This window comes from Nocardiopsis coralli (assembly GCF_014892575.1).
Taxonomy (GTDB): Bacteria; Actinomycetota; Actinomycetes; order Streptosporangiales; family Streptosporangiaceae; genus Nocardiopsis; species Nocardiopsis coralli.
On sequence record NZ_JADBGI010000003.1, the window covers coordinates 112,175 to 129,130 of the forward strand.

10 protein-coding genes and 1 tRNA gene are annotated in these 16,956 nt (G+C 72.1%); 4 read left to right on the forward strand and 7 right to left on the reverse strand.

Going from position 1 to position 16,956, the window contains the following annotated elements:
• Positions 1-451 precede the first annotated feature (451 nt).
• Positions 452-1,216, forward strand: coding sequence for a hypothetical protein (locus tag IDM40_RS03965; RefSeq protein ID WP_193120520.1), 765 nt, complete (start codon positions 452-454; stop codon positions 1,214-1,216).
• A gap of 143 nt (positions 1,217-1,359) precedes the next feature.
• Here the strand turns inward: IDM40_RS03965 and tmk are convergent, their stop codons facing one another.
• The 6 genes from tmk to IDM40_RS03995 form a co-directional block, all read right to left on the reverse strand.
• On the reverse strand, positions 1,360-3,501 hold the full coding sequence (gene tmk, locus IDM40_RS03970) for a dTMP kinase (RefSeq protein ID WP_193120521.1): 2,142 nt from the start codon (positions 3,499-3,501) through the stop codon (positions 1,360-1,362).
• Positions 3,502-3,735: 234 nt separating this feature from the next.
• Complete coding sequence (topA, locus tag IDM40_RS03975) at positions 3,736-6,549, reverse strand: type I DNA topoisomerase (protein ID WP_193120522.1); 2,814 nt, start codon at positions 6,547-6,549, stop codon at positions 3,736-3,738.
• Positions 6,550-7,175: 626 nt separating this feature from the next.
• On the reverse strand, positions 7,176-8,885 hold the full coding sequence (locus IDM40_RS03980; protein WP_193120523.1) for a hypothetical protein: 1,710 nt from the start codon (positions 8,883-8,885) through the stop codon (positions 7,176-7,178).
• 341 nt (positions 8,886-9,226) lie between these two features.
• A complete protein-coding gene (locus IDM40_RS03985) occupies positions 9,227-9,901 on the reverse strand; it encodes a chaplin family protein (protein WP_193120524.1) in 675 nt (224 codons plus the stop codon).
• 166 nt (positions 9,902-10,067) lie between these two features.
• Complete coding sequence (locus IDM40_RS03990) at positions 10,068-11,183, reverse strand: putative sodium/potassium/calcium exchanger (RefSeq protein ID WP_193120525.1); 1,116 nt, start codon at positions 11,181-11,183, stop codon at positions 10,068-10,070.
• A 241-nt stretch (positions 11,184-11,424) separates the two neighbouring features.
• Positions 11,425-12,747 (reverse strand): M20/M25/M40 family metallo-hydrolase, encoded by a 1,323-nt coding sequence (locus tag IDM40_RS03995; RefSeq protein ID WP_193120526.1) that lies wholly within the window; start codon positions 12,745-12,747, stop codon positions 11,425-11,427.
• Between the two features lie 146 nt (positions 12,748-12,893).
• Here IDM40_RS03995 and IDM40_RS04000 point away from each other — a divergent pair.
• A tRNA-Leu gene (locus IDM40_RS04000) sits at positions 12,894-12,978 on the forward strand.
• Between the two features lie 109 nt (positions 12,979-13,087).
• On the forward strand, positions 13,088-13,564 hold the full coding sequence (locus tag IDM40_RS04010) for an endonuclease/exonuclease/phosphatase family protein (RefSeq protein WP_235997297.1): 477 nt from the start codon (positions 13,088-13,090) through the stop codon (positions 13,562-13,564).
• Between the two features lie 34 nt (positions 13,565-13,598).
• Here IDM40_RS04010 and IDM40_RS04015 read toward each other — a convergent pair whose 3' ends face one another.
• Complete coding sequence (locus IDM40_RS04015; RefSeq protein WP_193120527.1) at positions 13,599-15,176, reverse strand: PucR family transcriptional regulator; 1,578 nt, start codon at positions 15,174-15,176, stop codon at positions 13,599-13,601.
• 255 nt (positions 15,177-15,431) lie between these two features.
• Here IDM40_RS04015 and IDM40_RS04020 point away from each other — a divergent pair, with 255 nt between their 5' ends.
• Positions 15,432-16,955, forward strand: coding sequence for a sodium:solute symporter (locus IDM40_RS04020; protein ID WP_193120528.1), 1,524 nt, complete (start codon positions 15,432-15,434; stop codon positions 16,953-16,955).
• Position 16,956 lies beyond the last annotated feature (1 nt).

Here is a 16,956-nt window from a genome sequence, read left to right on the forward strand (position 1 = left end):
AGAGTGTGCCTTGCAGGTGCGCTCCCCAGGATAGGAGCGCCCGGCGACGTTCGGGCCGGTCCCGGTAACGTTGGCCCGTTCGGCGGACGTCCTTCCCGTCCGCGGCGCCCCGAAGAGATCCCGGAGCCACCGCATGCAGAATCCCCCGCCCCATGACCCCAACGGCGTCCCCCACCCCGGCGGGAACCCGACGGGAGGCCAGGGGCCGTACCCGCAAGGGCCGCCTCCCCAGGGTCCGCCGCAGGGCCACCCGGCCGGCCCGTACCAGCCGGGACCGCCGCCCCCTCCGCCCGGGCAGCCCCCGTACGGGCACCCGCAGGGCGGCCACCCCTACGGTCCCGGTTTCCCGCCGCACGGCCAGGGACAGCCGCCGTACGGGCCCGGGCAGCCTCCCTACGGTCCGGGGCAGCCCCCGTACGGCCCGGTACCGCCCCAGGGCGCCGGCGGCGGGATGTCGAAGGGCGCCAAGATCGCCCTCGTCGGCGGCGCCGGGGTGCTGGTCCTCGTGCTGGTCGCCGGCACCGTCGTCGCTCTCTCCCTGGGACAGGGCAGCGACGAGACCGTCGCGTCGGCCGCCGACGACGAGGACCGGGACGAGGACGACGCACAGGGGGACGACGACGCCGGCGGCGAGAACGACGGCGCCCCTTCCGCCCCCTCCGACGGCGAGAGCGAGGTGTTCGAGGGCAGCGGGGACGAACTCGTCGAACTCGACCCACCGCACGCCGACCCCCAGATCCTCACCGTCGAGGGCAACGGCGACGGCATGGTCTCGGTCACCGTGGTCTCCGAGGACGGCGACGAGGTGGGCCACGCCAGCAGCCTGCGCGGGGAGGAAGGCGGCACCCGCACCATCTACAACCACCGCGGGTACGACCACGAGATCACCGGACTCGACGTGCGCACCAGCAACGACTCCTGGACCCTCACCATCGAGCCCCTCGACTCCCTCGACCCCTGGACCGACCCGGACGAACCCCTGGAGGGCAGCGGCCGCGACGTCGTGCTCATCGACTGGGACACCTCCGGCGTCGAACTGGAGATGGAGCACGACGGGACGTCCAACTTCATCGTCTGGGGCGGGAACCCCGACGACGGGGTGACCGACCTGCTCGCCAACGAGATCGGCGAGGTCGACATGGGAGAACAGCTCTCCGACGGCACGACCCTGCTCGAGATCGACGCCGACGGGGACTGGACCCTCACCCCCGCCTAGGCCCCTCGGGGATCTTGCTACTGGAGCCGGTTTCAGCGCTGACATTTACTCCAGTAGCAAGATCCCCGCCGAACAGGTCGTGGACCCGCACACACAGGAGGCCCCGGCACGCGCGTGCCGGGGCCTCCTCGTGGTTCCGGGGGTCAGTCCTCGTCGCGGATGATCGGGATCATGCCGGTGACCGCCTCGGAGCTGCTCGGCACCGGGTCCGGGAGCAGGCTGCGCACCCGCTTCTGGATCTGCCGGGTGATCTTCTCCCGCGGCTCGCTCGCGTCCACGACCAGGTAACGGTCGGGGTCGGCGTCGGCCAGGGTCCGGAACTCGCGCCGCACCCGCTCGTGGAAGTCCACCGACTCCGACTCGATGCGGTCGGCGGGCCCGCCCAGGCGGCCCAGGCCGTCCTGGGGCCGCACGTCCAGCAGCACCGTCAGGTCGGGGACGAGGTTCTGCGTGGCCCAGCGGTTGACCTCGCGCAGGTCGTCGATCTCCAGCTCACGGCCGGCCCCTTGGTAGGCGAGGGTGGAGTCGACGTAGCGGTCGCTGATGACCACGGCGCCGCGGCGCAGTGCGGGCAGGATCTCCTGCTCCACGTGGTCGGCCTTGTCCGCGGCGTAGAGCATCGCCTCTGCGCGCGGGGTGATGTGCGAGTTCTCCCGGTCCAGCAGGATCCCGCGCAGGCGCATGCCGAGCTTGGTCGCGCCCGGCTGGCGGGTCCCGACGACCTCGAAGCCCTGGTCGCGCAGCCACACGGTGAGCTCGCGGACCTGCGTGGACTTGCCGGCGCCCTCGCCGCCCTCGACGACCACGAACGCGCCGGGGGTGCGCACCTCGCCGTCGCCGTCGTCGGCGTTGGGGTCGATGCCGCGCAGGGCGGCGAACAGCTCCGGCAGCAGGCCCGGACCGGCCTCCGGGTCGTCCCGGTTGACCAGGCGGTGCGCCACCGCGCTGAGTACGAGCGCGACCAGGCCGACCGCGGTGAGCACGATGCCGGTGCCCCACAGGTCGTACTCCAGCTGCGCGCCGATCGGCACGGTGTGGTCACCCGCCAGCCCGGCGAGCACCGGGGCGAGCACGGCCGCGACCAGGAAGGTCAGGCGTGCGGCACCGTGCACGAACGCGAACGCGCGCTCGCGGTGGACCGACTCCTCGGACGTGGTGCCGGCGGTCGAGGCGGCGGCGGTACCCAGCAGGCGCAGACCGGTTCCGGCGGCCACACCCGAACCGAACCCGAGCACCAGCACGAGCACGGCCGAGAGCACCATGTCCCAGACCAGGCCGGTGAACAGCAGCGCGATCGAGGCGAGCACGAGCACGAGCCCGAACAGGCGACGGCGGCTGAACTTCTTGAGCAGGCGCGGACCGGAGACCATGCCCAGGGCGACGCCGCCGAAGACCGCGGCGAAGAGCACACCGAACCCGCCGTTGCCGGCCCCGAGCGCCTCCACGTGGGCGCGGCCCACACCGATGACGGCGGCACCCGCGGCGACCGCGGTGAGCAGACCGACGACCAGGCCGCGGCCAAGCGCGGTGGCGCCGACGTGGCGGGGACCGGTCAGTACCGAGGAGAGGACGGCACCGTCCCGGTTGGGGCTCGCCGCGGAGAGGCCGGGGTTGTGCTTGGGGATCGGCAGCGTCGCCACGACGATCGCGGCGACGAAGAACGTGAGGCCGTTGAGGTAGAGCGCGATGTCGGCCTCGGGGTTGGCCAACGACGGAACGAGCGCGCCCAGGATGTTGCTGATCGAGGCCAGGGCGGCGAAGAGGAGCGCGGCCACCGGCGCGGTCATGTACGCGGCCAGCAGGGTGAGGCGGTTGGCCTCGGCGAGTTGGCGGCGCGGCACGAGGCTGGGGACGGTGGAGTCCTTGGCCGGGGTCCACAGCAGGGCGACGACCTCGGCGAGCAGGCTCGCGATGAACAGCCACTGCAGCGCGAACGCCGGCCACAGCAGGCCCACGACCGGGATGGACACGTAGAGCAGGCCGCGCACGACGTCGGCGCCGACCATGGTCCAGCGGCGGTCGAGCTTCTCGGCCAGTGCACCGGCCAGCGGGCTGAACAGGATCGACGGTGCGAGCTTGATGGCCACGACCGCGGCCACGGCGAGGTGGCCCGCAAGTGGCGCGGCGTCGGCGGTGAAGATCACCGCGAGCGACATCAGCGCCAGGAGGCTCAGCCAGTCACCCAGGCTGGAGAGGGAAAGCGAGATCCACAGCCTCCGGAAGGATGTGATCGCCAGGACGTTGCGCGCCTCGGACGGCGCTCCCAAGGGTGCAGATCTGCTCATAGCGCTCACGATTATCGATGAGGGGAGAGGGAAGTGCGGGCCGATCGACCCGCACGAAGTATTTCGGTGGGCGTTGACAGGGTTCGCTTACGTTTCAGCTTCCCCGTCCGCCTCACCCAGACTAGTACGGCGCGGCAACACGGCACAGTTCACGATCGTCACGAGGGGATCTCGGACACGGCACGGCCCGCCCCCGTGGAGGGCGGACCGTGCATGTGCGTACCGGTGACCGGGTCAGGCCTCGTCGGACCCCGTCGAGGTGCTCTTGGGCTCCCCGGTCTTCTTCGCGGCCGGCTTCTTGGCCGTCGACTTCTTGGTGGTCGAGGCCTTCTTGGTGGTGGTGCTCTTCTTCGCCGCGGTCTTCTTGGCCGGCGCCTTCTTCTTGGCGGGGGCCTTCGCGCGGCGCTCGGCGAGCAGTTCGGCGGCGCGCAGGTCGCTCAGGGACTCGACCTCGTCGCCCTTGCGCAGGGAGGCGTTGATCTCCCCGTCGGTGACGTAGGGCCCGAACCGGCCGTCCTTGACGACCATCTTCACGCCGGAGGCCGGGTCCTCGCCCAGCTCGCGCAGCGGCGGGGCGGCGGCGCGGCGTCCGCGCTGCTTGGGCTTGTCGAAGAGCTCCTTGGCCTGCTCCGGGGTGACCGTGAAGATCTGGTCCTCGGTCTCCAGGGAACGGCTGTCGGTGCCCTTCTTCAGGTAGGGACCGAAGCGGCCGTTCTGCGCGGTGACCTCCTCGCCGTCGACCTCGCCGACCAGGCGGGGCAGCGACAGCAGGCGCAGCGCGTCCTCGAGGGTGACGGTGTCCAGGTCCATGCCCTTGAACAGGGAGCTCGTGCGCGGCTTGACCTTGGCCTTGCTCTTGGGCTTGCTCTCGCCCTCGGCCGGCTCCTCCAGCACCTCGGTGACGTAGGGGCCGAAGCGGCCGGTCTTGGCCAGGATCGCGCGCCCGGTCTCGGGGTCGGTGCCGAGCTCGCGGTCGCCGCTGGGCTGGGCGAACAGCTCCTCGGCCTTCTCCTGGGTGAGCTCGTCGGGCGCCAGGTCCTCGGGCACGTTGACGCGCTCGCCGTCGCGGTCCAGGTAGGGCCCGTAACGCCCGACCCGCAGGAGGATGTCGGTGCCCGGAACGGGCACGGAGCTGATCTCCTTGGGGTCGATGTCGGCGAGCTGGTCCCCCACGAGGTCCTTCAGCCCGACCTCGGACTCGCCCTCGGGGGTCTCGCCGCCGAAGTAGAAACGGCGCAGCCACGGAAGGCTCTGAGCGTCACCCCGGGCGATGTCGTCGAGCACGTCCTCCAGGCGGGCGGTGAACTCGTAGTCCACCAGGTTGCCGAAGTGGCGCTCCAGCAGCTGCACGACGGCGAAGGCCAGGAAGGACGGCACCAGGGCCGTGCCCTTCTTGAACACGTACCCGCGGTCGAGGATCGTGCCGATGATCGAGGCGTAGGTGGAGGGGCGGCCGATCTCCCGCTCCTCCAGCTCCTTGACCAGGGTCGCCTCGGTGTAGCGCGCCGGCGGGCGGGTGGAGTGGCCCTCCGCCTCCAGGCTCTCGGCCTTGAGCGGGGCGCCCTCCTCCATCGAGGGCAGGCGGCGCTCGCGGTCGTCGAGGTCTGCGGCCGGGTCGTCGGAGCCCTCCACGTAGGCCTTGAGGAAGCCGTGGAAGGTGATGACCTTGCCCGTCGCGGTGAACTCGGCGGTCTCACCGGCGCTGGAGGTGCCCTCGATGCGGACGGTGACGGACTCACCGACGGCGTCCTTCATCTGGGAGGCGACGGTGCGCTTCCAGATGAGCTCGTACAGGCGCCCTTCGGGGCCGTTGAGGCCGACCTCGGCGGGCGTACGGAACGTGTCGCCGGCCGGGCGGATGGCCTCGTGCGCCTCCTGGGCGTTCTTGACCTTCTTCGCGTACACCCGGGGCTTGTCCGGCAGGTAGTCGCCGCCGTAGAGGCGCCGCACCTGGTCGCGGGCGGCCTTGACGGCGCTCTCCGACAGCGTGGTGCTGTCGGTACGCATGTAGGTGATGTAACCGTTCTCGTACAGGCGCTGCGCGACCTGCATCGTCTGTTTGGAGGACAGCCCGAGCTTGCGGGAGGCCTCCTGCTGCAGCGTCGTGGTGCGGAACGGCGCGTAGGGCGAGCGGCGGTAGGGCTTGCGCTCGACCGAACTGACCGCGAACCCGGCCCCGTCCAGTCGGGACGCGAGCCCGCGGGCGGCCTGCTCGTCCAGGTGGTGCACGTCGCGGTCGGAGCGCAGGGCACCCTGCGGGCTGAAGTCGCGGCCCACGGCCACTCGGCGGCCGTCCACCGACATCAGGGTGGCGGGGAAGGTCGCGGGGCCGTCGGAGGCGCCGGAACCGGTGGCGTCGAAGACCGCCTTGAGGTCCCAGTACTCAGCGGAGGTGAAGGCGATGCGCTCGCGCTCGCGCTCGACCACCAGGCGGGTGGCCACCGACTGCACACGGCCCGCCGAGAGCTTCGGCATGACCTTCTTCCACAGCACCGGCGAGACCTCGTAGCCGTAGAGGCGGTCGAGGATGCGCCGGGTCTCCTGTGCGCTGACCAGGCGGGTGTTGAGCTCGCGGGTGTTGTCGGCGGCGCGCTGGATCGCGTCCTTGGTGATCTCGTTGAAGACCATGCGGCGGACGGGGATCTTCGGCTTGAGTTCCTCGCGCAGGTGCCAGGCGATCGCCTCGCCCTCGCGGTCCTCATCTGTCGCGAGCAGGAGCTCGTCGGCGTCGGCCATGAGCTCCTTGAGCTTCTTGACGTGCGCCTTCTTGTCGGTGTTGACGACGTAGAGCGGCTCGAAGTCGCCGTCGACGTCCACGCCGAGGCGCGCCCAGGCCTGGCCCTTGTACTTGGCCGGGATCTCTGCGGCCTTGGTCGGCAGGTCACGGATGTGACCGATGCTGGACTCCACGACGTAGCCGCGCCCCAGATAGCCGGCGATGGTCTTCGCCTTGGCGGGGGACTCGACGATGACGAGCGCGGTGCCCTCGCCCTGACGTCCGCTGTCCTTGGAGCCGTTCTTGCCGGCGCTGCCCTTCGTGGCTGGCACGCTGTTCCCCTACGTCTAGCCTTACCTGATCTGTTCGGCTGTGGTCCGTCGGTGTTCCGTGGGAACCGACAGTAACCGAATACCGGGCCCTCCCCCGTCGGTGGGACTCCGGGGCGTGCCCTGTGCGCACGGGAGACGTGTCACCACTGCCGCCCGGACCCCACCGGCACCCGCAGAATAAGCGTTCGAGGCACCGGTACCGGCCCGTAACCCCGAACAGCGCGGACGGCGGCGAGGGCCTCAGCCCTTCCACCGCCTCTGTCGAGCACCCGGAACGCCACATCAGGGTGACTTCGATCACACTTGTCGGCGCTCGCTCTGCCCGCTACCGAAATGCGGCGAGTCCTCCCGGAAATTCCCGGGAGGACTCGACTGTGTTCCACGCCTGTTCTCGAGTGGAGGTCACCCCGCTCCCCCGCGGTCCACCGCGACATCTGCGAGCAGGGGTGCGGAGGCGACCACCCTCGGTGGGGCCGTTCCCGTGGTGGGGCGCCTCAGGTCTCCCGCGGTCCACCGCGACCTCTGCGACCAACAGAGGCGGGACACCTTCGGCTCCCCTGGCCCCGGCCTGCACGCCGGGACCCGCCACGCTCACGGCCCCGAGTGGGGCGCGTTCGGCTCGGGCCTTACAGGCCCAGGCCCGCGGCGCCCAGCAGGGCGTCGACCGGGTTCCCCTGGTCGCCCATCGGGGCCTCGGGCAGCTCGGCACCCTCGAGAGCCTCGGGGGCCTCCTCCAGCGGCGCCTCCTCGACGGGCGCCTCCTCGACCGGAGCCTCCTCGGCGGGCGCCTCCTCGACGGGGGCTTCCTCGACCGGAGCCTCCTCGGCGGGGGCCTCCTCCAGCGGGGCCTCCTCCGCGGGGGCCTCCTCGGCCGCCGGCTCCTGCGTCTCCTGCAGGTCGTAGTCGACCGGCAGCTGCTCGGAGACCGGGACCTCGGGCAGCTGGTCCACGACCGGCAGGCCCTCCAGCGCGGACTGCTCCTCGGTCGCGCTCTGGTGCTCGACCTCGGCCTCGGTGTCGGGCGCGTTCGCGCCGGCCACACCCAGGACGCCGATGCCGTTGCCCGCGGCGTTCACCGGAACGTCCAGGTCGCCCACCAGCTGGTTGCCGCCCAGCACCGAACCGTTGCCGGAGGAGCGCACGTCCTGGTGCTGCCCCTCGACCTCGGCCTCGGTGTCGGTCGCGTTCGCGCCGGCCACACCCAGGACGCCGATGCCGTTGCCCGTGGCGTTCACCGGAACGTCCAGGTCGCCCACCAGCTGGTTGCCGCCCAGCACCGAACCGTTGCCGGAGGAGCGCACGTCCTGGTGCTGCCCCTCGACCTCGGCCTCGGTGTCCGTGGCGTTCGCGCCGGAGACACCCAGGGCGCTGCTCGCGTTGCCGGACAGGGTCACCGGGACGTCGCCGTCGACGACGGCCTGGTTGCCGCCCAGGAGCGAACCGTTGCCGGAGGCGCGCACGTCCTGGTGCTGCTCCTCGACCTCGGCCTCGGTGTCCGTGGCGTTCGCGCCGGAGACACCCAGGGCGCTGATCGCGTTGCCGGACAGGTTCACCGGGACGTCGCCGTCGACCACGGCCTGGTTGCCGCCCAGGAGCGAACCGTTCCCGGACGTGGCGATCGAGTCGTCGTCGTGCTTGATCGGCGCGGCCTGCTGGAGCACGCCGGCGTCCACCCCGGAGGTGTCCGCGGCGGGCAGCAGCTGCGCGTTCTCGGCGGCCTCACCGAGCACGTCCGTGGCGGAGACGTCGCTCGGCGCGGACTGGTGCTCGACCTCGGCCTCGGTGTCCGTGGCGTTGGCGCCCGCGACGCCGCCCAGGGCACCGACCGCGTTGCCGGTCGCGTTCACCGGCACGTCGGCGTCGACGCCCAGCTGGTTGCCGCCCAGCACCGAACCGTTGCCGGAGGAGTGGGTGTCGTGGTGGCCGTGGTCCTCGACCTCGGCGCTGGTGTCGGGCGCGTTGGCACCGGCGATCCCGCCGACCGCGCCGACCGCGTTGCCGGTCGCGTTCACCGGCACGTCGGCGTCGACGCCCAGCTGGTTGCCGCCCAGCACCGAACCGTTGCCGGAGGAGTGGATGTCGTGGTCGCCGTGGTCCTCGACCTCGGCGCTGGTGTCGGTCGCGTTGGCACCGGCGATCCCGCCGACCGCGCCGACCGCGTTGCCGGACAGGTTCACCGGGACGTCGCCGTTGACGACGGCCTGGTTGCCGCCCAGGAGCGAACCGTTCCCCGAGGTCGCGGCGCCGGTGTCGGCGAAGGCGACCCCGCTGCCCAGGGCGACGAAGCCCGCCGCCAGGAGCAGGGACTTGGCGGATGTGCTGGCCCACTGACGCATGTGGGACTTCCTTTCGAGAGTTCGGGAAAAGCGTTCTGCTGTTGCTGAGAAGGTTGTGCCGCCGGATCCGGGCCGTCCGTTGCCCCTGGCTGGGGAACGGCGCCCCGGTCCGACCGGGGAGCATCCGGTCGGCCGCGCACCTGGACGGTGCGTGTCTGCCGGGTCGAGGAGCGCGCCGCCACCGGTGACCACTGGAGGTGGCCCGGCGCCCGCGCCCTGTCCGATCAACCCCGCCCCTTCCGGGACGGCGGCTGACGTGAACCCCGCGAACATGGCCTCTGACCCGTGCTGCGGGACTCGCGTCAACCCCCGGGCCGCACGGCGGCGGCCCGGGAGGCCGATCAGGCTCCTGCGCGGCGGCGCAGCCCGAAGACCAGGCCGGCGCCGACGGCCACAGCGCCCACGGCGGCGGCGATCAGACCGACCAGCGGGCCGCGCTCGGTGCCGGTGTCGGCGAGCTCCGCACTGGCCGGGGAGGCGTCGGTGACCGGGTCGGCCTCACGCAGCTCCTCGGTCGCGGGGGCCTGCTGCTCCTCGGTGGTCTCACCGGGGACGCGCATCTGGTCCTCGGTCTCGGCGGGCTCCTCACCGGTGTCGGTGCCGCCCTCGCCCGGGTTCTCACCGCCGTCGCCGGGGTCGCCGGGCGTCTCGCCCTCATCGTCCGGGCCGGGGTCGACGCCCGGGTCCTCCTCGCCCGGCTCGGGCTCCTCGGGCGGCTGCGGGGCGTCGGTGCTGGAGGCGTCCTCGTCCTCCTCGCGGTCGTCCGTCCCTTCGTCCTCGGAGCCGTCCTCGACGGAGGCCTCGGAGTCGGTGCAGTTCGCGCCGGCCACACCGAGCAGGCCGACCGCGTTGCCGCAGAGGTTGACGGGGGCGTCGACGTCGGCGCCCACCTGGTTGCCGCCACCGATCGATCCGTTTCCGCTGGTGGCGGTGTCGGCGAACGCGGCACCCCCGGAGGTCATCAGGAAGCCGGCGGCCACCAGGGCGGCGATGCGGGCGTGGGTTTCGTGGGTCATCGCATGTCCTTCGGTCAGCGAGAGAAGAGTTGACTGGAGCCACTCGTTCGACCGCGGACGGGCGTGACCCGGGCGCTGGGGCCGGGACTGGGGGCGCTACCCGCCGGAGAGGGCGGGGCGACTGTGCGCAGGCGCACTGACCGGCCGCGGTCGAGGAAGAACGCGGCTAGTCAGGGGAGTACGACGGGTCGTCGGCAGCGTCGCGGACCACGATGTCGGGGTCCCCGGGCATGACGACCCGCAGCGCCCGGGGAGCCAGGTGATCGGCCCGGGCGGTGAGGAACCCGGCGGCGCCGGGCGCGGGGAAGCTCGGCGCGGAGGCGCCGGTGGAGTCCGTCCCCGCAGAATGCTGGCCACCACCAGCGATGAGGCGGATGCGCTCCGCCTCGTCGTCCTCGTCGGAGGAGGCGTGGTCGGCGGCCTCTGCGGCCGCGGCCCGCCACGCGGGGTCCTCGGTGGTGGTGATGGCCGACGCGGCGTTCTCCGACGCGGGGGCCTTCTCGTCCCGGTCGTCGTCGCCGCGCCCGTTGCTCTCGGGTCCCGTGGAGAGTTCGCCGTCGTCGTCGGTGGTGCGTGCCTCGTCGGCGGTGATGTCACTGCCGTCGACGGACACACCGACGGAGCGGGCCGACTCGGTCAGCCCCTCGGTGACGGTGTCGACCAGGGCGGTCTCGCCCCGCAGAGAGCTGTCGGTGGAGTCCACGACGCCCTGTCCGGTGCGGGCCAGTCCGGTGACCAGCTCACCCGCGCCGCGGGCGGTGCCGTCGACGGCCTGGGAGGTCTCGTCGACGACCCGGCCGGCCTCGGCGTTGGTGTCCTCGAGGGTTCCCGAGACGCTGGAGCCCTCCAGGGACCCGGCCACCTCCGCGGTGCCCTCGAGGGACTCGGCGACGCCGGTCTCCTCCAGGGTGTCCGCAGGAAGGGAGACCGCCCGGGAGGCGGTCTCCTCGGTGACCTGACCGGTGGTCTCGGCGACCTGGCCGGTGGTCTCGGCGACCTGGCCGGTGGTCTCCGCGGCCTGCGAGGCCGTGTCGGAGATCCGGGAGTCCCGGACCTCGCCCTCGGCCTCCTGCCCTGCCTGCTCGGCGGTGTCGTCGAGCTCCAGGACGTTGTCGACGAGCCCTTCGGACTCGGAGGCGGTGTCACTGTGGGCGACACCGATGCCCCCGGCCAGCCACGCGACGGCGACGATGCCGGACAGGAGCAGCAGCCGGGCCAGGGCGTGGGAGCTGTGGGCAGCGCGACCGGTCGTGACCGGCCACCCCCGACCCACGAGCACCATGGATGCCCCTTTCCTCGCTGCTGCTGGACGGTCCCGCGCGGCGGCACCGACGCGGTCGCACGGCGGGGTCGGGCCGTCCGCACACACCTGTTCCGGTGGTGAGGAGGAGCTCCAACCCCTCGAACTCGATGCAACCGTAGCATCACGTTCCGTGACTACGCACGGGATTACCAGGCCGGACCGAGAAGATCTCGGCCCGGCCGGAGGGCGTCTCGGGGCAAGCCCTCCCGAGGCGGACGACTCAGCTCATGCCGACGAATCGGTCGAGTACACGCACACCGAACTGGAGACCGTCCACGGGCACCCGCTCGTCGACGCCGTGGAACATCCCGGCGAAGTCGAGCTCGGGTGGGAGCTTCAGCGGGGAGAAGCCGTAGTTGCGGATCCCCAGGCGGTGGAAGCTCTTGGAGTCGGTGCCGCCCGAGAGGCAGTACGGCACGGCCTTGGCTCCCGGGTCCTCGGCGAGCAGCGACTCCGACATCGCGTTGACCAGGCCGCCGTCGAAGGAGGTCTCCACGGCGGGCAGGTGCTGGATGAACTCGCGGCTCACCTTCGGGCCGAGGAGCTCGTCGATCTTGGCGAAGTACTGCTCCTCGGTGCCCGGCAGGAACCGGCCGTCCAACTGGGCGGTCGCCTCACCCGGGATGACGTTGGCCTTGTAACCGCCGCCCAGAACCGTCGGGTTGATCGTGTTGCGCAGCGTCGCGCCGATCATCTTCGCGATCGGACCCAGGCGCGCGACCGTGCCCTCGACGTCGCGCTCGTCGAAGGGGATGCCGAACTCCTCGCACACCTCCTCCAGGAACGTGCGCACGGTCGGCGTCAGGTGCACCGGGAACTCGTGCTCGCCCAGCCGCGCGACCGCCGCCGCGAGCTCGGTCACCGCGTTGTCCTTGTTGGTCATCGACCCGTGGCCCGCCGTGCCGCGCGCGGTGAGCTTCATCCACGCGATGCCCTTCTCGGCGGTCTCCACCAGGTACAGGCGGCGGTTCTCCTCCATCGTCACGGAGAACCCGCCGACCTCGCTGATGGCGGAGTCGCAGTCGGCGAAGAGTTCCGGGTGCTCGTTGACCAGGTACTGGGCGCCCCAGGTGCCGCCGGCCTCCTCGTCGGCCACGAACGCGAGCACGATGTCGCGCGGGGGACGGCGGCCCTCGCGCAGGCGCTGGCGCAGCGTCGCCAGGACCATCGCGTTCATGTTCTTCATGTCGACCGCGCCGCGGCCCCACACGCACCCGTCGGCGACCTCGCCGGCGAAGGGGTGGTGGGTCCAGTCGTCGGCGGCCGCAGGGACCACGTCGAGGTGGCCCTGGATCAGCAGCGGCGGACGGCTGGGGTCCTCACCCGTGATGCGTGCCACGAGGTTGCTGCGCCCGGGGTGCTTCTCGTAGATCTGCGACTCCACGCCGACCTCGTCGAGACGGCCCGCGACGTACTCGGCGGCCTTGCGCTCGCCGGGCCCCGAATGGTCGCCGTAGTTGGAGGTGTCGATCTCGATGAGCTCCCGGCAGAGGTCGGTGACCTCGGCCTCCGCCGCGCTCAGGTCCTTGCCGGGTTCGGCCATCTCTGCACTCCGTCCGTCCGCACCTTGTGCCCTGCTTTCCCACAGAACACTGCCACGCGGACCCCCGCCCGGAAAACATGGTTCGGGCACCCTCACGGCTTTGCTATGGTTGAGGTGTCCGGAGCGAGAGCCCCGGAACAACCCACGTCCGGGTGGCGGAATAGGTAGACGCGCTAGCTTGAGGTGCTAGTGCCCGTTAAGGGCATGGGGGTTCAAGTCCCCCCTCGGACACAGCGAAGGAAGGCCCCGCACAGCGGGGCCTTTTTTGTGCGCGGGCACCTGCCGCTGGGCACCGGTTCAGGCAGGTGTCCTCGCGCGCAGCGGGACGCCCGCCCGGTGCATGTGCGTGAGGGCCTCGACATACGAACGCACGAAACCCGTCTCGTGGTACGCCACCCCGATCTCCGCGCAGTGGTCGCGCACGGTCGGTTGCGCCTTCGCCAGGTGCGGGCTGGTCACGAGCGGCCACCCGGTCCCGCCGGTGGCCCCCTCCGGAATCGAACGGTGGACGTACGAGACGGCGTCGTTGCCCGAGGCGGACGACGGCGGCCCGCTCCGCATCGTCGCGGGCGACTTCAACGCCACCCTCGACCACGCCGCCCTCCGCGACCTCCTCGCGTCCGGCTACGTCGACGCCGCCGCCGAGACCGGCAACGGCCTCGAACCCACCTGGCCGAACGGCCGCCCCTCCCCGCCCCTGACCATCGACCACGTCCTGGTCGACGGAACCGCGAGCGTCGATGCCACGAGCGTGCACGACGCCCCCGGTTCCGACCACCGCGCGGTCCTCGCCACGCTGACCCTGCCCGCCGGGTGACGGCCCGGGGGCCGGGCCCTTCGCAGGGAGGGTCTCAGGGCCCGGGAACGTGGCGGCCGAGGGCGAACCACAGCCGCATGCGCTGTTCGGCATCGGACAGGTCCACGTCCAGGTCCCGCTCGATCCGGCCGATCCGGTAGCGGACGCTGTTGCGGTGGATCCCCAGGTCGGCCGCGGCGCGGTCCCAGTTTCCGTGGCGGGCGAGCCACGTGCGCAGGGTCTCCCGCAGGGTCCGGGCCGCCTCCGTGGGTTCGGCCAGCCGGCCCAGGAGCTCGCGGCTGAGCTCGGCCGCGACGTCGGGGCCCATCATGGTCTCGAACGGGTCGGTGCCCTCCGCCCAGAGCAGCGGGGTCTCCGCCGCCCGGGCGCGCTGCAACAGGGTGGCCGCCTTACGGTCGGCCCCCGGAAGACCGTCCGGGGCGGCGGGCGGGCTGAGCGCGGCGATCCAACCGTGGGAGCGCAGCAGGTCGAGGTGCTCCCGGTGGGCGCTCTCGCCCCGGTCGGCGAGGATCGCACGCACGTGCGGCCCACGTCCCCCTCCGGTCTCCGGGCCGCGGTCCACCAGGTGGGTCTCGAGCGGCAGACCGCCCGGTGCGGTGTGCGGACCGCGCGGGAGCGGTTCGGCCCGCAGGACCCGGTAGGCCGCGCCCGCGTCGGCCGCCGGCCCACCGGTCGCGCGGCGGGCGGCGTCGGACCGTGTGTCGGTGAGTTCGGCGAGCCCGGCCGCCCCCTCTGTGCCGAGGCCGCCGTCCAGGAGCAGCCCGGTCAGGACCAGCCCCGGAACGGGCGGCTCGTCACCGGACGAACGTGACAGCAGGTCGAGCAGGGCGGTGGCGGTGCGCAGGACCGCCCGGTCGGTGATGGCCAGCGGTTCGGGCCGCCCGACCAGCACCACACCCCGTGCCTCCGGCGGGGTGCCCACCGTGTGCAGGAAGACCTCGCCCGACCCGCCGGCCGCCTTGGCGCTGTGGGGCCCCGAGGGCGCGGTGAGCTTGGCGCACAGGGAACGCAGCTCCGGGTCGAGGGAGGCCGGGGCACCCGGCGTGCTGTGCGCCGGCAGGGCGGGGTCGGCCGGGGCGAGCACGGCCCACCCGCCCAGCGCGTCTGCCAGCACCGACAGCAACCGTTCCACCGGCGCGGGTGCGCTCACCGCACGGGCCAGTTCCTGGTGGGCCTCCCCGAGACGGCGCACGTCCCGCAGATGGCGTTCCTCCAGCTCTTCCCCGACCGCGCGGCTGACCGCGGCGAAGGGTGTGGACGCGGGCACCTCCAGCAGGGGCAGCCCCTGCGCGTGGCACTGCTCGACCAGGCGTGCGGGCACCGACCGGTGGACCGGCGCGACCCCGAAACCGACGGCACCCACCCCCACCTGCACCAGCGAGGCCACGTAATCGCGCACGCGGGCGGTGGTCCCCGGCAGGTTGACCCCGGCGGTGAGCAGGAGTTCGCCGCCGCGCAGGTAGGCGGCGGGTTCGACCAGCTCACTGGCGACCGCCCAGGTGATGGAGGGTTCACCCGCGTCGACGACGGTGTTGAGGCCGAGGTCGCGGCGGGCCGCGATCACACGCAGGGGGACGTCGTGGCTCTCGGCCGGTGCCCTGTGGTCGGCCATGGTTCCCCCGTCCTCGCCCGCCGCAGCCCGGGTTCCGGTCCCGGCGCCCCGGTGCGGCCGTGTATCTCCAGGACGTTGCCTACACGATCCCGTCACCCACACGAGGTGGATGGTTCATCCAAAGTCTGCCCCGGATTCGTCCGGTTCGGCCACTGGAACGGGGGCCGACCGCTTCTTACGCTGACCGGAACATTGTGACCTGCGTCAAACGCGCCGCGGCCTCTGTGCTTTCTGTCCCCTTCTCCGAGGAGCATCGTGACCATCGACCTGGCGGTGATCGCCGCTTACCTCCTGGGCATGGTCGGCCTGGGCTGGTGGGGCATGCGCCGCGCCAAGAGCCGTTCCGACTACCTCGTGGCCGGCCGCAGCCTGGGCCCCGTCATGTACTCCGGCACCATGGCCGCCATCGTGCTCGGCGGTGCCTCCACCGTCGGGGGCATCGGCCTGGGCTACAGCCACGGCATCTCCGGCGCCTGGCTGGTCGTGGCGATCGGCGTGGGCATCCTGACCCTCCACGTCTTCTTCGCCGAACGCATCTCCCGGCTGCGTGTCTACAGCGTCGCCGAGATGATCGACCTGCGCTACGGCGGCAACTCCCGGGTGGTGTCCGGCCTGGTCATGTGGGGTTACACCTTCATGCTCACGGTGCCGTCCACCCTGGCCTTCTCCACCATCTTCAGCGGCATGTTCGAGCTGCCCCGCGCGGCCGCGATCGTGCTCGGCGGCTCCATCGTGGTGCTCTACTCGACCATGGGCGGGATGTGGTCGGTGACCATGACCGACATGGCCCAGTTCGTCATCAAGACGTTCGGCCTCCTGCTCGTCCTCACCCCGATCGCCGTATGGAGCGCCGGCGGGTTCTCCGGGATGCGCGAGTCCCTGGACCCCTCCTACTTCGACCCCACCGCCATCGGCGGGCAGACGATCCTGACCTACTTCGTCGTCTACTCCCTGGGCCTGCTCATCGGCCAGGACATCTGGCAACGCGTCTTCACCGGGCGCAGCGCCCGCGTCGCTCGGGCCGGAGGCATCGGCGCGGGTGTGTACTGCCTGATCTACGGCGTGTGCGGCGCCCTCATCGGGACCGCTGCGGCCGTGCTCTTCCCGAACCTGGCCAACCCCGACGACTCCTTCACCCGCATGGTCGACGCGACCCTGCCGGTCGGTATCGCCGGGCTCGTGATCGCCGCCGCCCTCTCCGCGGTGATGTCGACCGCGAGCGGCGCGCTCATCGCCTGCTCCACGGTGACCTCCAACGACCTGTGGCCCGAGGTCAAGAAGGTCTTCGGCCGCGGATCCGGCCCCGGGGAAGGCGCCACGGAGCGCGACGAGGTCTCCGCCAACCGCATCTTCACGCTCGTGCTGGGCGTGGCCACCATCGCCGTGGCGCTGGCCGTGGACGACGTCGTCGCGGCGCTGACCGTCGCCTACAACATCCTGGTCGGCGGCCTGCTCGTGGCGATCCTCGGCGGGCTGGTGTGGAAGCGCGGAACCCGTGCGGGCGCGCTCTCCTCGATGTTCGCCGGCGCGATCGCGGTCGTGGTCACCATGATCGTGACCGACCTGATGGCCAACGAACCCATCTACGTGGGCCTGGGTACCGCCCTGGTGGTCTACGTCGTGGTGAGCCTGCTGACCCCGCCGACCGACCCCGCCGTCCTGGACGTCTGGCGGCGCCGCCTGCGCGGGGAGGACACCGACGGAACTGCGGCGACCGCGGGGAGCGCCGGCGGGCCGTCCGCCCCGGAGACCGGGCCCCGCCCGTCCACGTCCGACTGAC

Coding starts and splice junctions, on each gene's coding strand:
- IDM40_RS03965 (WP_193120520.1), top strand. CDS start 452: ATGTCGAAGGGCGCCAAGATCGCCCTCGTCGGCGGCGCCGGGGTGCTG.
- tmk (WP_193120521.1), bottom strand. CDS start 3,501: ATGAGCAGATCTGCACCCTTGGGAGCGCCGTCCGAGGCGCGCAACGTC.
- IDM40_RS03980 (WP_193120523.1), bottom strand. CDS start 8,885: ATGCGTCAGTGGGCCAGCACATCCGCCAAGTCCCTGCTCCTGGCGGCG.
- IDM40_RS03985 (WP_193120524.1), bottom strand. CDS start 9,901: ATGACCCACGAAACCCACGCCCGCATCGCCGCCCTGGTGGCCGCCGGC.
- IDM40_RS03990 (WP_193120525.1), bottom strand. CDS start 11,183: ATGGTGCTCGTGGGTCGGGGGTGGCCGGTCACGACCGGTCGCGCTGCC.
- IDM40_RS03995 (WP_193120526.1), bottom strand. CDS start 12,747: ATGGCCGAACCCGGCAAGGACCTGAGCGCGGCGGAGGCCGAGGTCACC.
- IDM40_RS04010 (WP_235997297.1), top strand. CDS start 13,088: ATGTGCGTGAGGGCCTCGACATACGAACGCACGAAACCCGTCTCGTGG.
- IDM40_RS04015 (WP_193120527.1), bottom strand. CDS start 15,176: ATGGCCGACCACAGGGCACCGGCCGAGAGCCACGACGTCCCCCTGCGT.